The organism is Stenotrophomonas sp. SAU14A_NAIMI4_8 (genome assembly GCF_003086695.1).
GTDB lineage: Bacteria > Pseudomonadota > Gammaproteobacteria > Xanthomonadales > Xanthomonadaceae > Stenotrophomonas.
The window spans coordinates 1,036,465-1,050,983 of record NZ_CP025999.1; the positions used below are offsets into that span (position 1 = coordinate 1,036,465).

Below are 14,519 nucleotides of genomic sequence, written 5' to 3' on the forward strand. Positions count from 1 at the left end.
CCCAATGCACCTGAAGACCGCCGCCAAGGAAATCAAGGCCGACTGGCACTCGGCAAGTGAGCATCTCAAGGGCGACGAGCGCTATGTGGCCCAGGCGAAGGCCCGGCTGAGCGACCGTCGAGCCTCACATGCTGAAGAGCTGGCCGACCTGCGCAAACTGCACGCCGCTGCCGAGGCCGCCCTGCAGGCCGAGCACAAGTCCGAGAAGTCCGTTCTGGCGAACACGCAACGCTACTACGCGAAGAAGTTCACGAAGCAACTGCTGCGCGCCGCTGGTGCAGACGTGAAGGCCGCCGCGAAGGCGCTCTTCGCCTACACCATCCAGTGGCCGGCTGCGGTGCTCGGCCTGCTGATCGTGTTCGTCGGCTCGCTGTTCTTCTTCATCAGTGACGGCCGCAGCGGTTTCAAGTCCTTCTGGGACGGCATCCGCTGATGATCGACTCACTCCTCGACAGCCTGTCGAAGGTGAGCGAAGTCCCTCGCCCGGTATGGGCAATCGCCGCGGGCCTGTTCGCAGGCTTCGGCGTTACCCAGCGGCTGCGCAGGCTGCTGCCCGACGTATGGGATGACAAGACGCACGAGGTCGCCACTCAGGCCCTCGTGTTCGTCGTCGCCTTCGCAGTCACCTTCCTCTCCTGGGGCAACACCGGCAACGACGCAATCGTCGGCGCGCTGGTCGCTGGCCTCATCACCCCCGCAGCGTGGAACGTTCTGCTCGCCGTCATCGGCTGGTGGAAGCCGGATCTGCGCGACGCACTCATGCAGAGAACCAAATGAAGACCCTGATCGAAGTCACCGTGGGTGTAGCCCTGATCGCCGTTTACGCCGCCGCCGTCATCGCCTCCGTGGCGCTGCCGATCCTCGGCTGCATCTGGCTGTGGCACAACATCTGATGAAGCAGTACCTCGACGTCGCCAAGGGCTTGGTCCTGTTGGCGTTCCTCGGGGTCTGCGGCTACTTCGTGTGGAACTACAACCGCATGGAGGGAGAGGTCGCGCAGATCGCACCTCTCCAGGCCCAGGTCGAAGCGCTGCAGAAGCAGCAGCAGACCCTCGCATCCGAAACCATTACCCGCGACAAGCTCAGTGCCGCCATTCGCGCGGAGCGGCAGAGCGTCGTCGTGCGAATCGACAAGGCCCACACCGATGATCCGCAAGTTCGCGCTTATCTCGATGAGCGTATTCCTGACAGCCTGCGCCGGGCACACCTCGGTGAGCCGGCCGAACGCCAGTCCGTTCCTGCAGCCGACGGTCATTGAGGGGAAGTACCCCTCGCTCGATGCCGTACTGAAGGACAACACGTCCACCACCTACGACCTGTACCTGTTCGGTGGAAACGCTGAAGACGGGTTGCAGCAGTGCAATGCCGACAAGGCCTCAGCGCGCAACGTCCTGAAGGAACCCTGATGCGACTCAAGCTCCCCGCCCTGAAGAACTCCGAGTGGTCTGTCGAATCGAGCGCTCACATCTTGGGTCTGCGCCTGACGACCAAGGTCAACGGTGAGTACGTGCACGCCGAGCATCGAATCGACCGTTACATGCTCGAACTCGGCTGCGAGAACACCGCCCACGGGATCGTGGAGTGCCTCGTTCGCCAACAGGAGCGCGCCATCGGCGCCGCCGTCCTTGGCCGTCCCATCAACTAATCCTGAAGAGAAACATGAAGAAGTTCCTGATCGCCTCTGCGCTGCTGCTGGCCTCCTTCGCCACCACCGCTGGTTCCTACTCGTCGAGTCGTTCGTCGTTCTCGTCGAGCAGCTACCGCAGCTCCTACAGCGCGCCCTCGCGCAGCTACTCGGCGCCGAGCCGCAGCTACGCCGGTCCGAGCCGCAGCTACTTCAGTGGTGCACGTACGGCGCCCACTGTGCGCCCGGCAGCTCGCCCGACCACTGCTCCGCGCAACACCACCGTGGTCAACCGGACCGTCGTCAACCGCACGACCGTGGTCAATCGCGGCTCCTATGGCCGCCCGCACTACAGCTACTACAAAAATCCGGCCCCACGTCCCTCGTTCGTGCAGAGCAATGCTGGCTGGTATGCCTTCGGCGCCCTGGCAGCATGGAACCTGTTGTCGGCCCATGAGCGCGCCAATACCCCGGCCCCGGATGTCTCCGGTCTGATGGAAATGAGCTGGGACGAGTTGTCCCGCGCCATCTGGGCCGACGGCAGTATGTCCAAGGCAGAGGCAGCGGTCGTGCGCAAATGGCGCGAGCTGCATGGAGCCGGCCAGTGATCTGGCTGGCTGTTGGATTCGTCGTGGGGACTGCAATCGGCTTCCTCGTGGGTGTCATCCAAGACCTGGGGATGGACCCATGAGCGAGCTGGCCGCTAATGCAATCGAACGCCTGAAGGCGCTGGCGCGCCGAGTAACGATCCGCGACCGCCAAGAAGAAGATGACGCCATCTGCGTCGATGACTTCGCTGGTGGCAACGTGGACGACGCCTACGAGCAAGGCCTGCTGGACGGCGAAGTCGAGATGGCCCGTGACATCTTGCGGGAGCAGGGAGTCGAGTGGTGAAGCGCAGTGTCCTGATCGCCGCCCTCATCGGCCTGCTCGTGGTGCTTGTCGTCGCGGCGTGTCGCCACGACTGGAAGCCCACGCCGCCGTTCTTCCTGGACTACGGCGAGTGCCTTGCCGGTCACGAGGAGGACACCTCCTACGTAACGACCGACGGCAACGGCTACCCGGTGTTCGTACCTTCTTCCACATACGTTTGTGACCAACACGAGTACCCGGCTGGTGACGGACCGGACTACGTACGCCGTTACCGGCAGTACGAGACCGACCTCGCTGCGTGGCTCAAACGACATCCCAAGGAATCTTGATGCGCAGTCCCAACGAACTGTTCGAGTCGTATGTCGAACACAGCTATCGTTACTACCAGCTCGATGAGCCGGTCATCCCGGACTCCCACTTCGACCTGATGTGCGTTGATCTGCTGAAAGTGTTCGGCGAGGTCACTCATCCCGACAAGCGGCTGACGAGCGAGGACGCACTCCAGGCCGGAACCGGCTTCCAGATGATGTTCAAGTGGCCGCAGTGGGTGAAGGACCGGGTGGCCGAATGACCACCCTGCTGCTCGACGCAGACATCTTCGCGTTCGCAGCTTCGTCTGCTACCGAGAAAGTCTTCTACTTCAACGGCGTTGACCAAGAGCCCTCCGTCTCTGAGAACCTGGAGGAGGGCATGCGCAAGGCCAAGGCCGACATCGAAGCGGTCGCCAACAAGCTGAAGGCAACCCGGCTGATCGTCTGCCTGACCGACACCGAGAACTTCCGGTACGGGGTCTACCCGGACTACAAGGGCAACCGCAAGAACCTGCGCAAGCCGAGCACCCTCCGCGCCATCAAGGACTACCTGGGCCGCAACTACGAGACCTACCAGCGTCCCGGCCTGGAGGCCGACGACTGCATGGGCATCCTGTCAACCCACAAGACGCTGATCCCGGGTCGGAAGGTGATCGTCTCCGACGACAAGGATATGCAGACCATCCCCGGCCTGCTGTTCAACCCGAAGAAGGACCGTGAGGTCCGGACGATCACCGAGGTCATGGCCGACCGTTACTTCATGCGCCAGACCATGATCGGGGACTCGACCGACGGCTACCCCGGTGCGCCCGGGATCGGCGAGAAGTCCCCCTTCGTGACCGGGCTGGAGGAGTGCAAGACAGCCAAGGAGATGTGGGAGCTTGTGAAGGCCGCCTACGCCAAGAAGGGCTTGACGGAGAAGGACGCGATTGTTCAAGCCCGGTGTGCCCGCATCCTGCGCGCCAACGACTGGGACTTCCCGAACAAGCGGGTCCGCCTCTGGACGCCGCCGTTTTGATTGTGGCGCACCCAAGAGGGACAGATAGTCCTTACAGAGCAACCTAAGGTTACTTAGGTGCTCCGGCCCCCTGCTCAAGGTGCGGGGGCCACAATGCTGCGTGTAGCTCAGTGGCGAGAGCACCGGACGTGGAGTCCGGAGGACGGGGGTTCGAGTCCCCTCACGCGGCCCCTCGGTGGACGAGGTGATTGGCAGGAGGACCAGGTCCGAGGTAAGCCCAATCGACAGGTGACGATTCCTGTCCCACCGGCCATTTTTGGCGAGTAGCTCAATTGGTAGAGCAGCGGCCCGTTAAGCCGCCAGTTGCAGGTTCAAGTCCTGCCTTGCCAGCCACATCGGGGGGCACCGTAAGCGGCGCGACAGTGTCCAGGTGTCCCCACTCAGTTCCCCTCCTCACCAAGCCAGCGCGCCGCCCATCAGGGAATAGCCCGTGCACGGTGGGGAGGGCTGTATACAGCGAGATAGCTCAGTTGGCAGAGCAGTGGGCTCATATCCCACCTGTCGCCGGTTCAAGTCCGGCTCTCGCTCCCAAGCACTGATCACTGGTCGCCAGGGATCACTAATAGCCTCACCACTCCGATTCTCTCCCGGAGCTGGTGGGGCTATTTTTTTCGAGAACTCCGCATGGCTACTCAGAACGAACGCTGGGCTGAGGCCACAGCGCTGCAGGCCGAGGGGCTCGTGAAGCTCCTCGAAGAGACCTACCCGACTACGCCCACTGCCGCCGACACAGACCGAGAGGTCTGGATGAAGCTCGGCGCCGCGCGGCTGATCGGTCACCTCAAGTCCCTTGCGGACTCCTCACGACGCGAGAGGTCGCCCTGATGTGCAACGTAACGAAGGGCACGCTCGGCAAGATCACGCACCCGGGCCTCAACAAGGTGCTCGGCCAGAAGACCGTGGACAAGCTCTCGGACCCCCTGAACCTCTTCCCCAACGCTCCGAAGACGGAGAAGGAAGAGGAGAAGGTCGTCCAGTACCTGTCGAACGTCTGGCTGGACGGCGCAGCGTCGTCCGAGGGCATCACCCGCAATGCGCTGCGCATGGACCTGGGTAGTGGGCAGAAGCCCACGGTACGCCTTCCTGTCGTAGCGACGCCGGTCGAGATGCCGATGCCGTCTCCCACTCCGCCGAGCAACCTCGGCATGCGAACCGGTGGTGGCTCATCGCCCTGGCGGAACGTGCAAACCCAACTGAGATGAGCCCACCATGACCGATGCCTCCAAGCAACCGGTGGTGTCGGCGAAGGGCCTCTGGAACGCGAACTCGTCGGCGCACTCTGCGCCGTTGACCCGCGCCCGCACGGCCTCTGCGCTCACCATTCCGTCGCTCCTTCCCCCGGAAGGCAGCAACGATTCAAGCACCCTGACGAACCCGTATCAGTCCCTGGGCTCGCGCGGCGTCAACAACCTCGCTTCCAAGATGCTGATGGCCCTGTTCCCGCCCGGCAGCGCGCCGTTCCGGTACACGCTCTCGAAGATCGCACGCCAAGGCGCTGGGACCGAAGACACGTCCGAGGTCGAGGCGGCACTCGCACAGCGAGAGAGCGACATCATGGATCAGGTCGAGGCTTCGCCTCAGCGCCCGATCCTCTACGAATACTTCCTGCATCTGATCGTGGCCGGTAATGCCGTCCTCTTCTATCCCGATATGCAGAACGTGCGGATGTATACCCTGGATCAGTTCCGGGCACGCCGTACACCGTCGGGCGCAATGCTCGACCTCGCGATCCTGGAGAAGGTCTCTCCGGCCGGACTGCCGCTTGAAGTCGTCACGGCGTGTGACTTGGACCCCACCTCGAATGAAGACGTCGAGATGTATACCGCCGCGCAGTGGCGCGCTGGCAAGTGTGTGTACTGGCAGGAAATCAACGACATCGAAGTCCCCGGCTCGCGCTCCACAGTGCCCGCCGACAAGGCCCCGTGGATCGTTGGTCGCTGGAAGGCGGTGCCGAGTTCTCACTACGGCCGAGGCCATATCGAGGAGCTGCTGGGTGACCTCATCTCCTACGACGGCATCTGCGAGGCAATCGTGCGGTTCGCCGCAGTGGCCGCCAAGATCGTCTTCCTGAAGCACCCGTCGTCATCGACTCGAATCGAGGACATCACGAACGCCGAGTCCGGCGACTGTGTGGCGGGCAGCAAGGCCGACATCGACGTCCTGCAGCTGGAGAAGTACGCAGACTTCCAGGTGGCCCAGAAGACGGGCGAGTCCCTGGAGCAGCGCCTCTCGCAGGCCTTCCTGCTGCAGTCGGGTACGACCCGCAACGCCGAACGCGTCACGGCCGAGGAAATCCGGCAGACCGCTCAGGAGCTGGAGGACGTCGTCGGCGGCATCTACACGGTCCAGTCGCAAGACCTGCAGCTCCCGTGGGTGAACCGAACGATTCACATCCTGGAGAAGGGGCGGCTCATCCCGCAGCTTCCCAAGGGCTCCGTGACGCCCGTCATCGTTACCGGCTTCCAGGCCCTCGGCCGGAATCACCAGCTCAACCAGCTTCGCGGCTTCGTTGCGGACGTCTTCCAGATGCTGACGCCGCAGTACGCATTGCCGCTGCTCAACGCGCCGGTCCTGGCACAGCGTCTCGGCACCGGTTGGGGCGTAACGAACCTGACGGAAATCCTCAAGTCCCCCGAGCAGGTCAAGCAGGAGCAGGTGGCTGCGCAGCAGCAGGCCATGGCCTCCAACCTGATCGACAAGGCCGCAGGCCCGATGGCCCAGGGCGTTGCACGGGGCGACATCGACCCATCCCAGCTCGGCCAGATGGCCCAGCAATAACTGAGAGAGAACATGCCTGATCCCGTACCCGAAGTCGTCCCCGGCAATGAAGGGGGCGCGCCCGCCGCAGTAGTCGCTCCGACCCGCCCGGACAACGTGCCGGAGAAGTTCTGGAACGCTGAGACCGGCGCGGTCAATACCGAAGCTCTGCTGGCGTCCTACGCCGAAGCGGAGCGGAAGTTGTCCGAGGCGCCGCCGCAGGTCGAAACGCCGCCCGCCATCGAAGCGCCCGCGAGCGTGACGAACCAGGAGGCCTACAAGGCCGCTGCAACTCGCGCATCCGAGGAGCTGGCTCAGGCTGGCGCTATCTCCGACGAGACCTACGGCCTGCTCGAAGCAGCCGGTGTGCCGCGCGAGGCAGTCGATGCACACGTCGCCGGCCAGAACGCAATGTTCGAGCTGCGGACGCTCCAGGTCTCCAGCGAAGTCGGCGGTCCGGATCAGTACCGGGCACTGCTCGACTGGGCGGTCGCCGGTTCGTACACGGTTGAAGAGGCGGAGGCGTTCAACGCCGCCGTGTTTGGCCCCGACAAGAACGCCGCACTCGAAGCAGTGCGCACCCTCCAGAACAGGTACAACGAAGCTATGGGCACCGAAGGCCGAATGGTCATGGGCGAATCCGCCAACACCGTCCCGGGCGGCTACACGACCAAGTCCGAGTGGCTGGCCGACATCCGAAAGCCCGAGTACAAGACCGACCCGGCGTTCCGCGCCAGCGTCGAGAAGAAGCTGCAGGCCGCGTTGCAGAACGGCGTGCCGCTGGGCGTGAGCATCAACCGCCGATAAGTCCTGCCGTGGCCCCGAGGTTTTCCTCGGGGCCGCGTGACGTTTACGCCGACGAAACCTTCGTCGATGGCGACAGCGCAACCAGCGCGCAAATCCAACTGATCAGCTTGCAGCCCGCCACGGTGGACAACTGCGAGACGCAGCTGCGTGTGCGCCGCAAGAGCGCCTGAAGCCAGCCGCTTCACAACCCATTTCCCTCTTGGAAGAACAACATGACCAACGCTGCAATTTCCTACGGTGCCCAGAAGGGCGGCGCGGGTGACACCGACGCCCTGCGCCTCGTCCAGTACGGTGGCGAGGTGCTGGAGGCCTTCAACTCCAACGTCGTGATGAACGGCCTGATCCGCAACCGCTCCATCTCGGGCGGCAAGACCGCTCAGTTCCCGGCCTTCTTCAAGGCCTTCGCCGATCTGATGGTGCCGGGCACCGAGCTGACCGGCAAGGACGTGCTGAAGAACGAAGTGACCATCGAAGCTGATGGCCTGCTGATCCACGACATCTACGTGGATCGCATCGACGAGATGCTGCTGCACTACGACCTGCGCGGTCCGTACGCCAAGGCGCAGGGCGCAGCCATCGCTCGCATCTACGACGTCATGGGCCAGATGCTGGTGTTCAAGGCCTCGCAGGGTGCAGAGCTGTTCCCGGGTGACGGCGGTGGCACCACCATCACCGAGTCGGCCTCCCAGGACTTCATGACCTCGGGCAGCGACCTGATCGACTCGCTGAACGCTGCCAAGCTGGCCCTGGAGCAGAAGGACGTCGATACCAACGTGCTGCACTCGGTGCTGCTGCCGCTGCAGTGGTCGCTGATCGCGAACTCGGACAAGAACATCAACCGCGACTTCGGCGGCCAGGGTTCCACCGCGTCCACGGTCCTGCGCACCATCAGCGACATCCAGATCCACAAGTCGAACAACTTCATGTTCGGCCGTGATGTGACCGCCTACAACGCGACCACCAACGCCGATGGTCTGGTTGGTCACCCGACCGATGTCCGCCGCCTGCCGGCCACCATCGCCGCGAAGTACCAGGGCGACCTGACCAAGGTCCGAGGCCTCGTGTTCACCGAGGACGCCGCTGCGATGCTGCACGTCCTGGACCTGAACACCGAGACCTACTGGGACGCGCGTCGCCGCGCCACCCTGCTGATCGCGGAAATGTGCGCAGGCGGTGACTCGCTGCGCAACAAGTGCGCCGTGGCCCTGAAGGGCAAGTAAGCACAGCCGAATCGGCCCTCACCCTCACCGGGGTGGGGGCCTTTTTTCTTTCTGGAGTTCCCATGTCACTGCCTCCTCTGAATCTCTTCCCGCTGACCGAACTGGACAGCGTGAACAACCTCCTGATGTCGATTGGGCAGTCACCTGTGAATTCGCTTGCGGTGCCCGGCGTCAAGGACGTCAGCATCGCGCAGCTCACCCTGCATAACACCTCCCGCGAGGTGCAGTCGAAGGGCTGGTGGTTCAACACCGAAACGGCCTATCCGCTGCCTCTCGATGTCAACGGCATGTGCGTCCTTCCCGGCAACGCGATGGAGACCCTGCCTGATGACGCCACCTTGGTGGAACGCGCGGGAAAGCTCTACGACACGGTCAACCGGACGTTCGTCCTCAAGTCGCCACCGACGGCGACCCTGAATCTGTTCCTCGCGTACTCCGAGCTTCCCCAGGTCGCGCGCCGGTACATCGAAGCCCGCGCCGGCCGCGTGTTCCAGTCGAACATCGTCGGCTCTCCAATCCTCTATCAGTTCACGAAGGAGATGGAGGCGGAGGCATCGGTCGAGATGGATCGCAACAACCTGCGCGGGAAGAAGCCGAATTGGTTCACCTCCGGCGCCACTTCCAACCGCATCTTCAGCCGGAGCTAACATGCTCACCTCCAAGTCGATTCCCGCGCTGTACGGCGGCGTGTCGCAGCAGCCGGACACACTGCGAAGCGAAATTCAGCTGCAGGAAATGTCCAACTGCTGGGCAACCATTGTGGACGGCATCGGCAAGCGTGCTCCGACCGAGTTCGCCGCGCTTCTGTCGGGCGACAACCTGCAGGACGCGTTCATCCACATCATCAACCGCGACATCCGCGAGCGCTACGTCGTGGTGATCACGAGTGCCTCCCAGGTGCTGTGCTTCGATATGGACGGCAAGCCCCGTGCGATGAACTTCCCGTATGGCAAGTCCTACCTGACGATCCCCGCAGGTGCCACCGCACGCGACACCTTCGCTGCAGTGACCGTCGCCGACTACACGTTCATCGTGAACAAGTCAGTGGTCGTCAAGCAGGGCGTCAAGGATAGCGACCGCACCACCTCGCAGTACAACTACTACGACCCCAATCGTCAGACTGCAGCGCCGGGCGCTTCGTATGGCTCCTATGCCCCGAACCCGTCAGTCGGACTCTTCATGGGCAACGTCCAGACGTTCCAGGATCTGCCGAAGACGGCGTCCGAAGGTCACACCTACCGCGTCGTGGCTACCTCCGACAGCGGCTTCGTCGGCTACTTCGTGCGTCGCACGCAGGGAACTTGGATCGAGGTCACTGATCCCAACGGCAACAACACCATCGATCCCTACACCATGCCGTGGGCGCTCGTGCGCCAGCCGGACGGTGTATTCGAGGTCGCGCCGTTCGCTTGGGGCCCGCGTCGTGCGGGTGATGCAGTGTCCAACCCCGGTCCATCCTTCCTTGGGCGCACGATCAACGACGTGCTGTTCGTCGAGAACCGGCTGGGCTTCCTCTGCGACGAGAACATCGTTCTGAGCAGGTCAGGGGACTTCGGGATGTTCTGGCGTATGACCGTCACGCAGCAGCTCGACGACGACGTTATCGACATCCAGGCGTCGGAGACCAAGGTCACCAAGATGCTCCACGCGTTGCCGATGCTCGGCTCGATCATGCTGTTCTCGGACCAAGTCCAGTTCCGCATGGAGAAGGGCAACAACGGTGCGTTCACTCCCAACGGCTGCTCGCTGACGCCGGTCACGCAGTACCCAGCGTCGATCAGCGTCCCTCCCGCGCCGCTCGGCAGCGACGTCTACTTCACCTCGGAAGAGGGGGGCTGGGCCAAGCTGCTCCAGTATTACGTTCGACAGGACGGCACCAACAGCACCGATGCAGACGACGTGACCGGCCATGTGCCGCGCTACGTTCCCCAAGGTATCCGAGGGGTGGCCGTTAGCTCGGACCTGGACGCCGTCTTCCTGATCACCGACGGTGCGCCGAACCGCGTCTACCACTACAAGTTTTATTGGGAAGGCGACAAGCTCGCGCAGTCCGCGTGGGGCCACTGGGAGTTCCCTCAGGGCACCCGAGTGCTCGCATGCCAGTGCATCAACGGCGTCCTGTGGCTCGTCATTGCGCGCCCTGGCGGTACGTTCCTGGAGCAGATCAACCTCTCGGCCACGGCCAATGCACCGGGCATGGGCTTCCAGGTACATCTGGACCGCCGCATGTACCTGCAGGGGAGCTACAACGCGAACGGCGACTACACCCTGTTCGACCTCCCGTTCCAAGTTCCCGCGTCTGAGCACAACCTGTGGCAAGTCGTCAGGGGACCACAAGCGCCTTCAGGGGCTGGTGGGCTCGTTGACCCCAAGACGTACGTCTGGCTCAACGACTGGACGATTCTCGTCCCCGGCAACGTGACCTACGGCAAATCGTTCGTAGGCGTGCAGTACGACGCACGCTGGACCTTCTCGCGTTGGTATCAGAAGAACGCGCAGGGTGCGCCGGACCTCTCCGGCCGCCTGCAGATCCGAACGGTTTCCCTGGCCTACACCCGGGCGGGCTACTTCCGCACAGAGGTGGCGCCCTACGGGACCGCGCCTGACGTGCAGCCTGTCGTCCCCCATCTGCTCGCGCAGTTCACGGGCAAGACCATCGGCAACGCTGACTTGCTTGTCGGCTCCCCATCCTTCAGCGACGGCGTGTACTCCTTCCAGGTGTACGGCTCCGCCGAAGCCGCAACCATCACCATCGCCAACGACAGTCACCTAGGTGCGTTCTTCACGAGCGCGGAGGTCGAGCTGTTCTGGCAGAAGAGAGCACAGTTCCGATGAACATCGTTCGCCCCACCGTCGCCTCCGACGCCGCCCTACTGGCCCGCAACCTGCGTGATCAGGACCGTCGCGAGATTGTGGCATTGACCGATGAGTCGATGACCTCGGTCGTGGAGACCTCGGTGGCGGCGAGCGACAAGTGCTACACCTGGGCAAACGAGGGTCGCGTGGTCGCGATCTTCGGTGTTGCCGCCACCGACATCCCAGAAATCGGCTGCACCTGGATGCTCGCTACGGATGAGCTGGTGACCGAGAAGGACTTCATGTTCTCTTTCGGTACGCGGTTCGTTGACGAGTTCAACAGCATGTACCCGGTCCTGGAGAACTACATCCTCCCGGACAACTACGTCTGCCTGAAGTGGCTCGAACGCATGGGCTTCGTCTTCGACGAGCCGGAACCGTTCGGACCGCACGGCGTGCCGTTTGTTCGCTTCACGAGAATCCTCCCATGTGCGTAGTTGTAGCCCCCGCCGTCGCCTGGGCGATGGCCGCAGCATCTGCTGCAGCCGCCGTGGCGTCCGGTATCGAGCAGAACAAGAAGGCCCAGAAGCAGGCCGACCTCCTGCGTGAGCAGGCGAGCAAGCGCGCAGATCAGCTTGCTGATCAGGCCAGCGCTGAGATGAACGTCCGCGCCAAGCAGGTCCGCGCAGCTCGGGCTTCGGCGCGCGCTAACGCTGGCGGTGCCGGCATCAACCTTGGCTCAGGATCGTTCCTGGCGCAGCTCAACGCGCTCGACGCGCAGCTTGACGAAGCCCAGGGCCTCCAGTCCAAGAACCTGAAGAACAGCATCGAGTCGAACAGCACCTCGCTGAACGTCTCCCTGTCTCAGCTCAACTTCAAGTCCGGCCTGAACATCGCGATGGACGCCGCACAGGCGGGTGCTAGCACCTACGCCTCTGCAGGCGGCTCGTTCGCGCAGAAGCCTCCGGGCACCTAAGGAATCCCTATGCCCCGCGAAACCGTAACGGCATCGCGTCAGCGTGCCGGTTCCAACCCGCAAGTGACCAGCACGCCCGGCCTTGAGGTCACGGCGCAGATCATCGCCCCGCGCAACAATGCCCCGGACAACTGGGCAAGCCTGAAGAACGTCCTCCTGCTCGGTGGACAGATGGCCGGTGTGGCGAAGCAGCAGGAAGAAGCAAACGCCGCCACCTGGAGGGCGCAAGGCGCCGCCGACCGACAGACCGACCATGTTGACGACGCCCTGGAGCAGAAGCATCGCGCTTACGCAGACGGCGTCACCCATGCCGCTGCCGTGACGCAGACCCAGGCTGCGCTTCAGGACGCCCTGCAGGAAATCGAAGAGACGGTCGATAAGACCCTCCCACTCGACGAGCAGATGCTGAAGGTGGACGGGATCATCCAGTCACATACTGGCCCCATCGTCGCCTCGGACCCTATCGCGCGCCGTGCTGCTGCGCCGCTGATCCGCGACTACTACAGCCAGATCGCAGGCACCCGAGGCCAGTCCTTGGTTGGTCAGCATCAGGCTGAAGCAGCAGACGCCCTCAGCGCCCAGATCGGCGCTGCCGTGGATGGTGGTCCTATCAGCCTCCCGGACGCAATCGCACAGGCCGCAGGGGTGTTCCCAGGTGGCCGCACGCAGGCCTGGGAAGTCGGTGTAGACCGGCTGGCCCAGATCGCTGAGGAGCGGAACGACCTGACGGTCCTGGAGCTGTTGCCGAAGACCTACGTCAACGACGACGGCGTCACAGTGGCGTCCCCGATCAACTCAGTGAGGGCCCAGGCCCGCCTGAACCTCGCGAAGGATCGAATCGCTCAGTATCAGGCCAAGATCGCCAAGCCGCAGAAAGAGTGGGAGTTCACCCAGGCGCTGGCGCCGTTCGAGGATCGCATCGACAAGGGCTTGCCCATCGCCTTTGCGGAACTCAAGCCGTTCGTCACGTCTGGCCAGATGTCCGCTGAGGGTGCCTGGGGCCTAGTGAACCGGTCTGAGACCGCACGGAAGGCGCTGCATGAGAAGGCCCTGAAGTGGGATACCGAAAAGGGCCTCCTGTCCTCGTTCGGTGTTCAGTCGTTCCACGACATCATCGGCGTCACGGACGGGCCCAAGACGGCCTCCGAGGCTGACGAATGGAATGGCCGCCGGATGACCGAGGTGATGTCCGCGACCATCGGTCAGGGTGCCGAACTGTCGGGCCCGCAGATCATGCAGAGCCCGCAGGCGATGGCCCAGGCGCTCGCACTGTCCAAGGCAACCCGGACCGCCTTCCCGGCGTTGAAGGGCGCGCTGAACAACATCGACTTGTCGGACGGCAACACCGTCATCAAGCGCCTGGACGCGTACCGCGCGGTGAAGGCCCAAGGCCAGACCGCGAGCTACCTTCCTGACGACACCCAAGCTGCCGTGTACGAAGCCGCGCTCGGGCAGAAGGATATGGGGGTCAAGGACGAAGACATCGCGCGGAACATCGCGCGGTACAACGATCCGACCTTCCGCGCGTCTCAAGTTGAAGCCCGCTCCCAGATCGACAAGAAGGTGGCCTCGGCGAGCTTCGACACGCAGGGCAAGTGGTTCGACCAAGGCCTGGACTCAATGGCAGGGCCGTCCCGCCTGTATGCGCAGTCGAAGATCAAGCAGATCGCCAATGTGTTTGTCGGCATGGGGGATTCCCCAGACGCCGCAGTGCAGAAGGCGACCGATCGCTTCAAGGCGACGAACCAAGCGGTTCGGATCAACGGCCAGAACATCCTCGTGCCTACGACCAGCGGTGATCCTCAGACCCTCAAGGCGACCATCGAGTGGGCAGCTCCGAAGGCGGAAGAACTCGCCAAGGCTGCAGGCGTCAATCCCAAGGGCGCCACCCTCCGCTTCATGCCTCCGGCCAACGGCCAGGACGCAACGGTGATGACCGTGGATGCCCACGGTGTCCCCTTCGGGCCGGTCCTCAGTCTGTCGAAGCTGACCGATGCGTACCGAAAGGCGCACGGCGACAACTACGACGAAGTGGTGAAGAAGAGTCGTCAGGGGCAGGCGTACCGCCAGCGCATGAACGAAATCTATTCGCCCGATAACCCCTTCGCAACCAAGATGCTCCAGTAACGAGAACCTC

General features: G+C 63.4%; 19 protein-coding genes and 3 tRNA genes. All 22 read left to right on the top strand.

Annotated elements, in window-relative coordinates:
• Window positions 1-4: 4 nt before the first annotated feature.
• On the top strand, window positions 5-433 hold the full coding sequence (locus tag C1930_RS04655) for a hypothetical protein (protein ID WP_108771176.1): 429 nt from the start codon (window positions 5-7) through the stop codon (window positions 431-433).
• Window positions 433-777 (top strand): hypothetical protein, encoded by a 345-nt coding sequence (locus C1930_RS04660; protein WP_108771177.1) that lies wholly within the window; start codon window positions 433-435, stop codon window positions 775-777. The genes C1930_RS04655 and C1930_RS04660 overlap by 1 nt, the downstream gene beginning before the upstream one ends.
• A gap of 115 nt (window positions 778-892) precedes the next feature.
• The gene (locus C1930_RS04665; protein ID WP_108771178.1) at window positions 893-1,258 is read left to right on the top strand and encodes a hypothetical protein; all 366 of its coding nucleotides are present in this window, start codon (window positions 893-895) and stop codon (window positions 1,256-1,258) included.
• Entirely contained in the window at window positions 1,212-1,406 is a 195-nt protein-coding gene (locus tag C1930_RS04670; RefSeq protein WP_108771179.1) for a hypothetical protein, read from the top strand. The genes C1930_RS04665 and C1930_RS04670 overlap by 47 nt, the downstream gene beginning before the upstream one ends.
• Window positions 1,406-1,645: a hypothetical protein gene (locus tag C1930_RS04675; RefSeq protein ID WP_108771180.1), complete on the top strand. Its 240-nt coding sequence runs from the start codon at window positions 1,406-1,408 to the stop codon at window positions 1,643-1,645. The genes C1930_RS04670 and C1930_RS04675 overlap by 1 nt, the downstream gene beginning before the upstream one ends.
• Window positions 1,646-1,659: 14 nt before the next feature.
• Window positions 1,660-2,232, top strand: a complete 573-nt coding sequence (locus C1930_RS04680) for a hypothetical protein (protein WP_108771181.1) — start codon at window positions 1,660-1,662, stop codon at window positions 2,230-2,232.
• A gap of 79 nt (window positions 2,233-2,311) precedes the next feature.
• On the top strand, window positions 2,312-2,518 hold the full coding sequence (locus C1930_RS04685) for a hypothetical protein (protein ID WP_108771182.1): 207 nt from the start codon (window positions 2,312-2,314) through the stop codon (window positions 2,516-2,518).
• Window positions 2,515-2,826, top strand: coding sequence for a hypothetical protein (locus tag C1930_RS04690; RefSeq protein ID WP_108771183.1), 312 nt, complete (start codon window positions 2,515-2,517; stop codon window positions 2,824-2,826). Before C1930_RS04685 ends, C1930_RS04690 begins: the two co-directional genes overlap by 4 nt.
• A complete protein-coding gene (locus C1930_RS04695) occupies window positions 2,826-3,068 on the top strand; it encodes a hypothetical protein (protein WP_108771184.1) in 243 nt (80 codons plus the stop codon). Before C1930_RS04690 ends, C1930_RS04695 begins: the two co-directional genes overlap by 1 nt.
• Window positions 3,065-3,826 carry an exonuclease gene (locus C1930_RS04700; RefSeq protein WP_108771185.1) on the top strand — a complete coding sequence of 254 codons (762 nt, stop codon included), beginning with the start codon at window positions 3,065-3,067 and terminating at the stop codon, window positions 3,824-3,826. The genes C1930_RS04695 and C1930_RS04700 overlap by 4 nt, the downstream gene beginning before the upstream one ends.
• Window positions 3,827-3,922: 96 nt before the next feature.
• A tRNA-Pro gene (locus C1930_RS04705) sits at window positions 3,923-3,995 on the top strand.
• Window positions 3,996-4,083: 88 nt separating this feature from the next.
• Window positions 4,084-4,159, top strand: a tRNA-Asn gene (locus C1930_RS04710).
• A 122-nt stretch (window positions 4,160-4,281) separates the two neighbouring features.
• Window positions 4,282-4,357: transfer RNA gene (locus C1930_RS04715), tRNA-Met, on the top strand.
• A gap of 293 nt (window positions 4,358-4,650) precedes the next feature.
• Window positions 4,651-5,028, top strand: coding sequence for a hypothetical protein (locus tag C1930_RS04725; RefSeq protein ID WP_108771187.1), 378 nt, complete (start codon window positions 4,651-4,653; stop codon window positions 5,026-5,028).
• 7 nt (window positions 5,029-5,035) lie between these two features.
• Window positions 5,036-6,604, top strand: a complete 1,569-nt coding sequence (locus tag C1930_RS04730) for a portal protein (RefSeq protein ID WP_108771188.1) — start codon at window positions 5,036-5,038, stop codon at window positions 6,602-6,604.
• A 12-nt stretch (window positions 6,605-6,616) separates the two neighbouring features.
• Complete coding sequence (locus tag C1930_RS04735) at window positions 6,617-7,390, top strand: hypothetical protein (RefSeq protein WP_159093544.1); 774 nt, start codon at window positions 6,617-6,619, stop codon at window positions 7,388-7,390.
• A 212-nt stretch (window positions 7,391-7,602) separates the two neighbouring features.
• Window positions 7,603-8,610, top strand: a complete 1,008-nt coding sequence (locus C1930_RS04740) for a hypothetical protein (protein WP_108771190.1) — start codon at window positions 7,603-7,605, stop codon at window positions 8,608-8,610.
• A 62-nt stretch (window positions 8,611-8,672) separates the two neighbouring features.
• The gene (locus C1930_RS04745; protein WP_108771191.1) at window positions 8,673-9,257 is read left to right on the top strand and encodes a hypothetical protein; all 585 of its coding nucleotides are present in this window, start codon (window positions 8,673-8,675) and stop codon (window positions 9,255-9,257) included.
• A gap of 1 nt (window position 9,258) precedes the next feature.
• Entirely contained in the window at window positions 9,259-11,445 is a 2,187-nt protein-coding gene (locus C1930_RS04750; protein WP_108771192.1) for a hypothetical protein, read from the top strand.
• Entirely contained in the window at window positions 11,442-11,903 is a 462-nt protein-coding gene (locus C1930_RS04755) for a hypothetical protein (RefSeq protein ID WP_108771193.1), read from the top strand. The genes C1930_RS04750 and C1930_RS04755 overlap by 4 nt, the downstream gene beginning before the upstream one ends.
• A complete protein-coding gene (locus C1930_RS04760; protein ID WP_108771194.1) occupies window positions 11,894-12,382 on the top strand; it encodes a hypothetical protein in 489 nt (162 codons plus the stop codon). The genes C1930_RS04755 and C1930_RS04760 overlap by 10 nt, the downstream gene beginning before the upstream one ends.
• A 9-nt stretch (window positions 12,383-12,391) precedes the next feature.
• Window positions 12,392-14,509, top strand: coding sequence for a hypothetical protein (locus C1930_RS04765; protein ID WP_108771195.1), 2,118 nt, complete (start codon window positions 12,392-12,394; stop codon window positions 14,507-14,509).
• Window positions 14,510-14,519 lie beyond the last annotated feature (10 nt).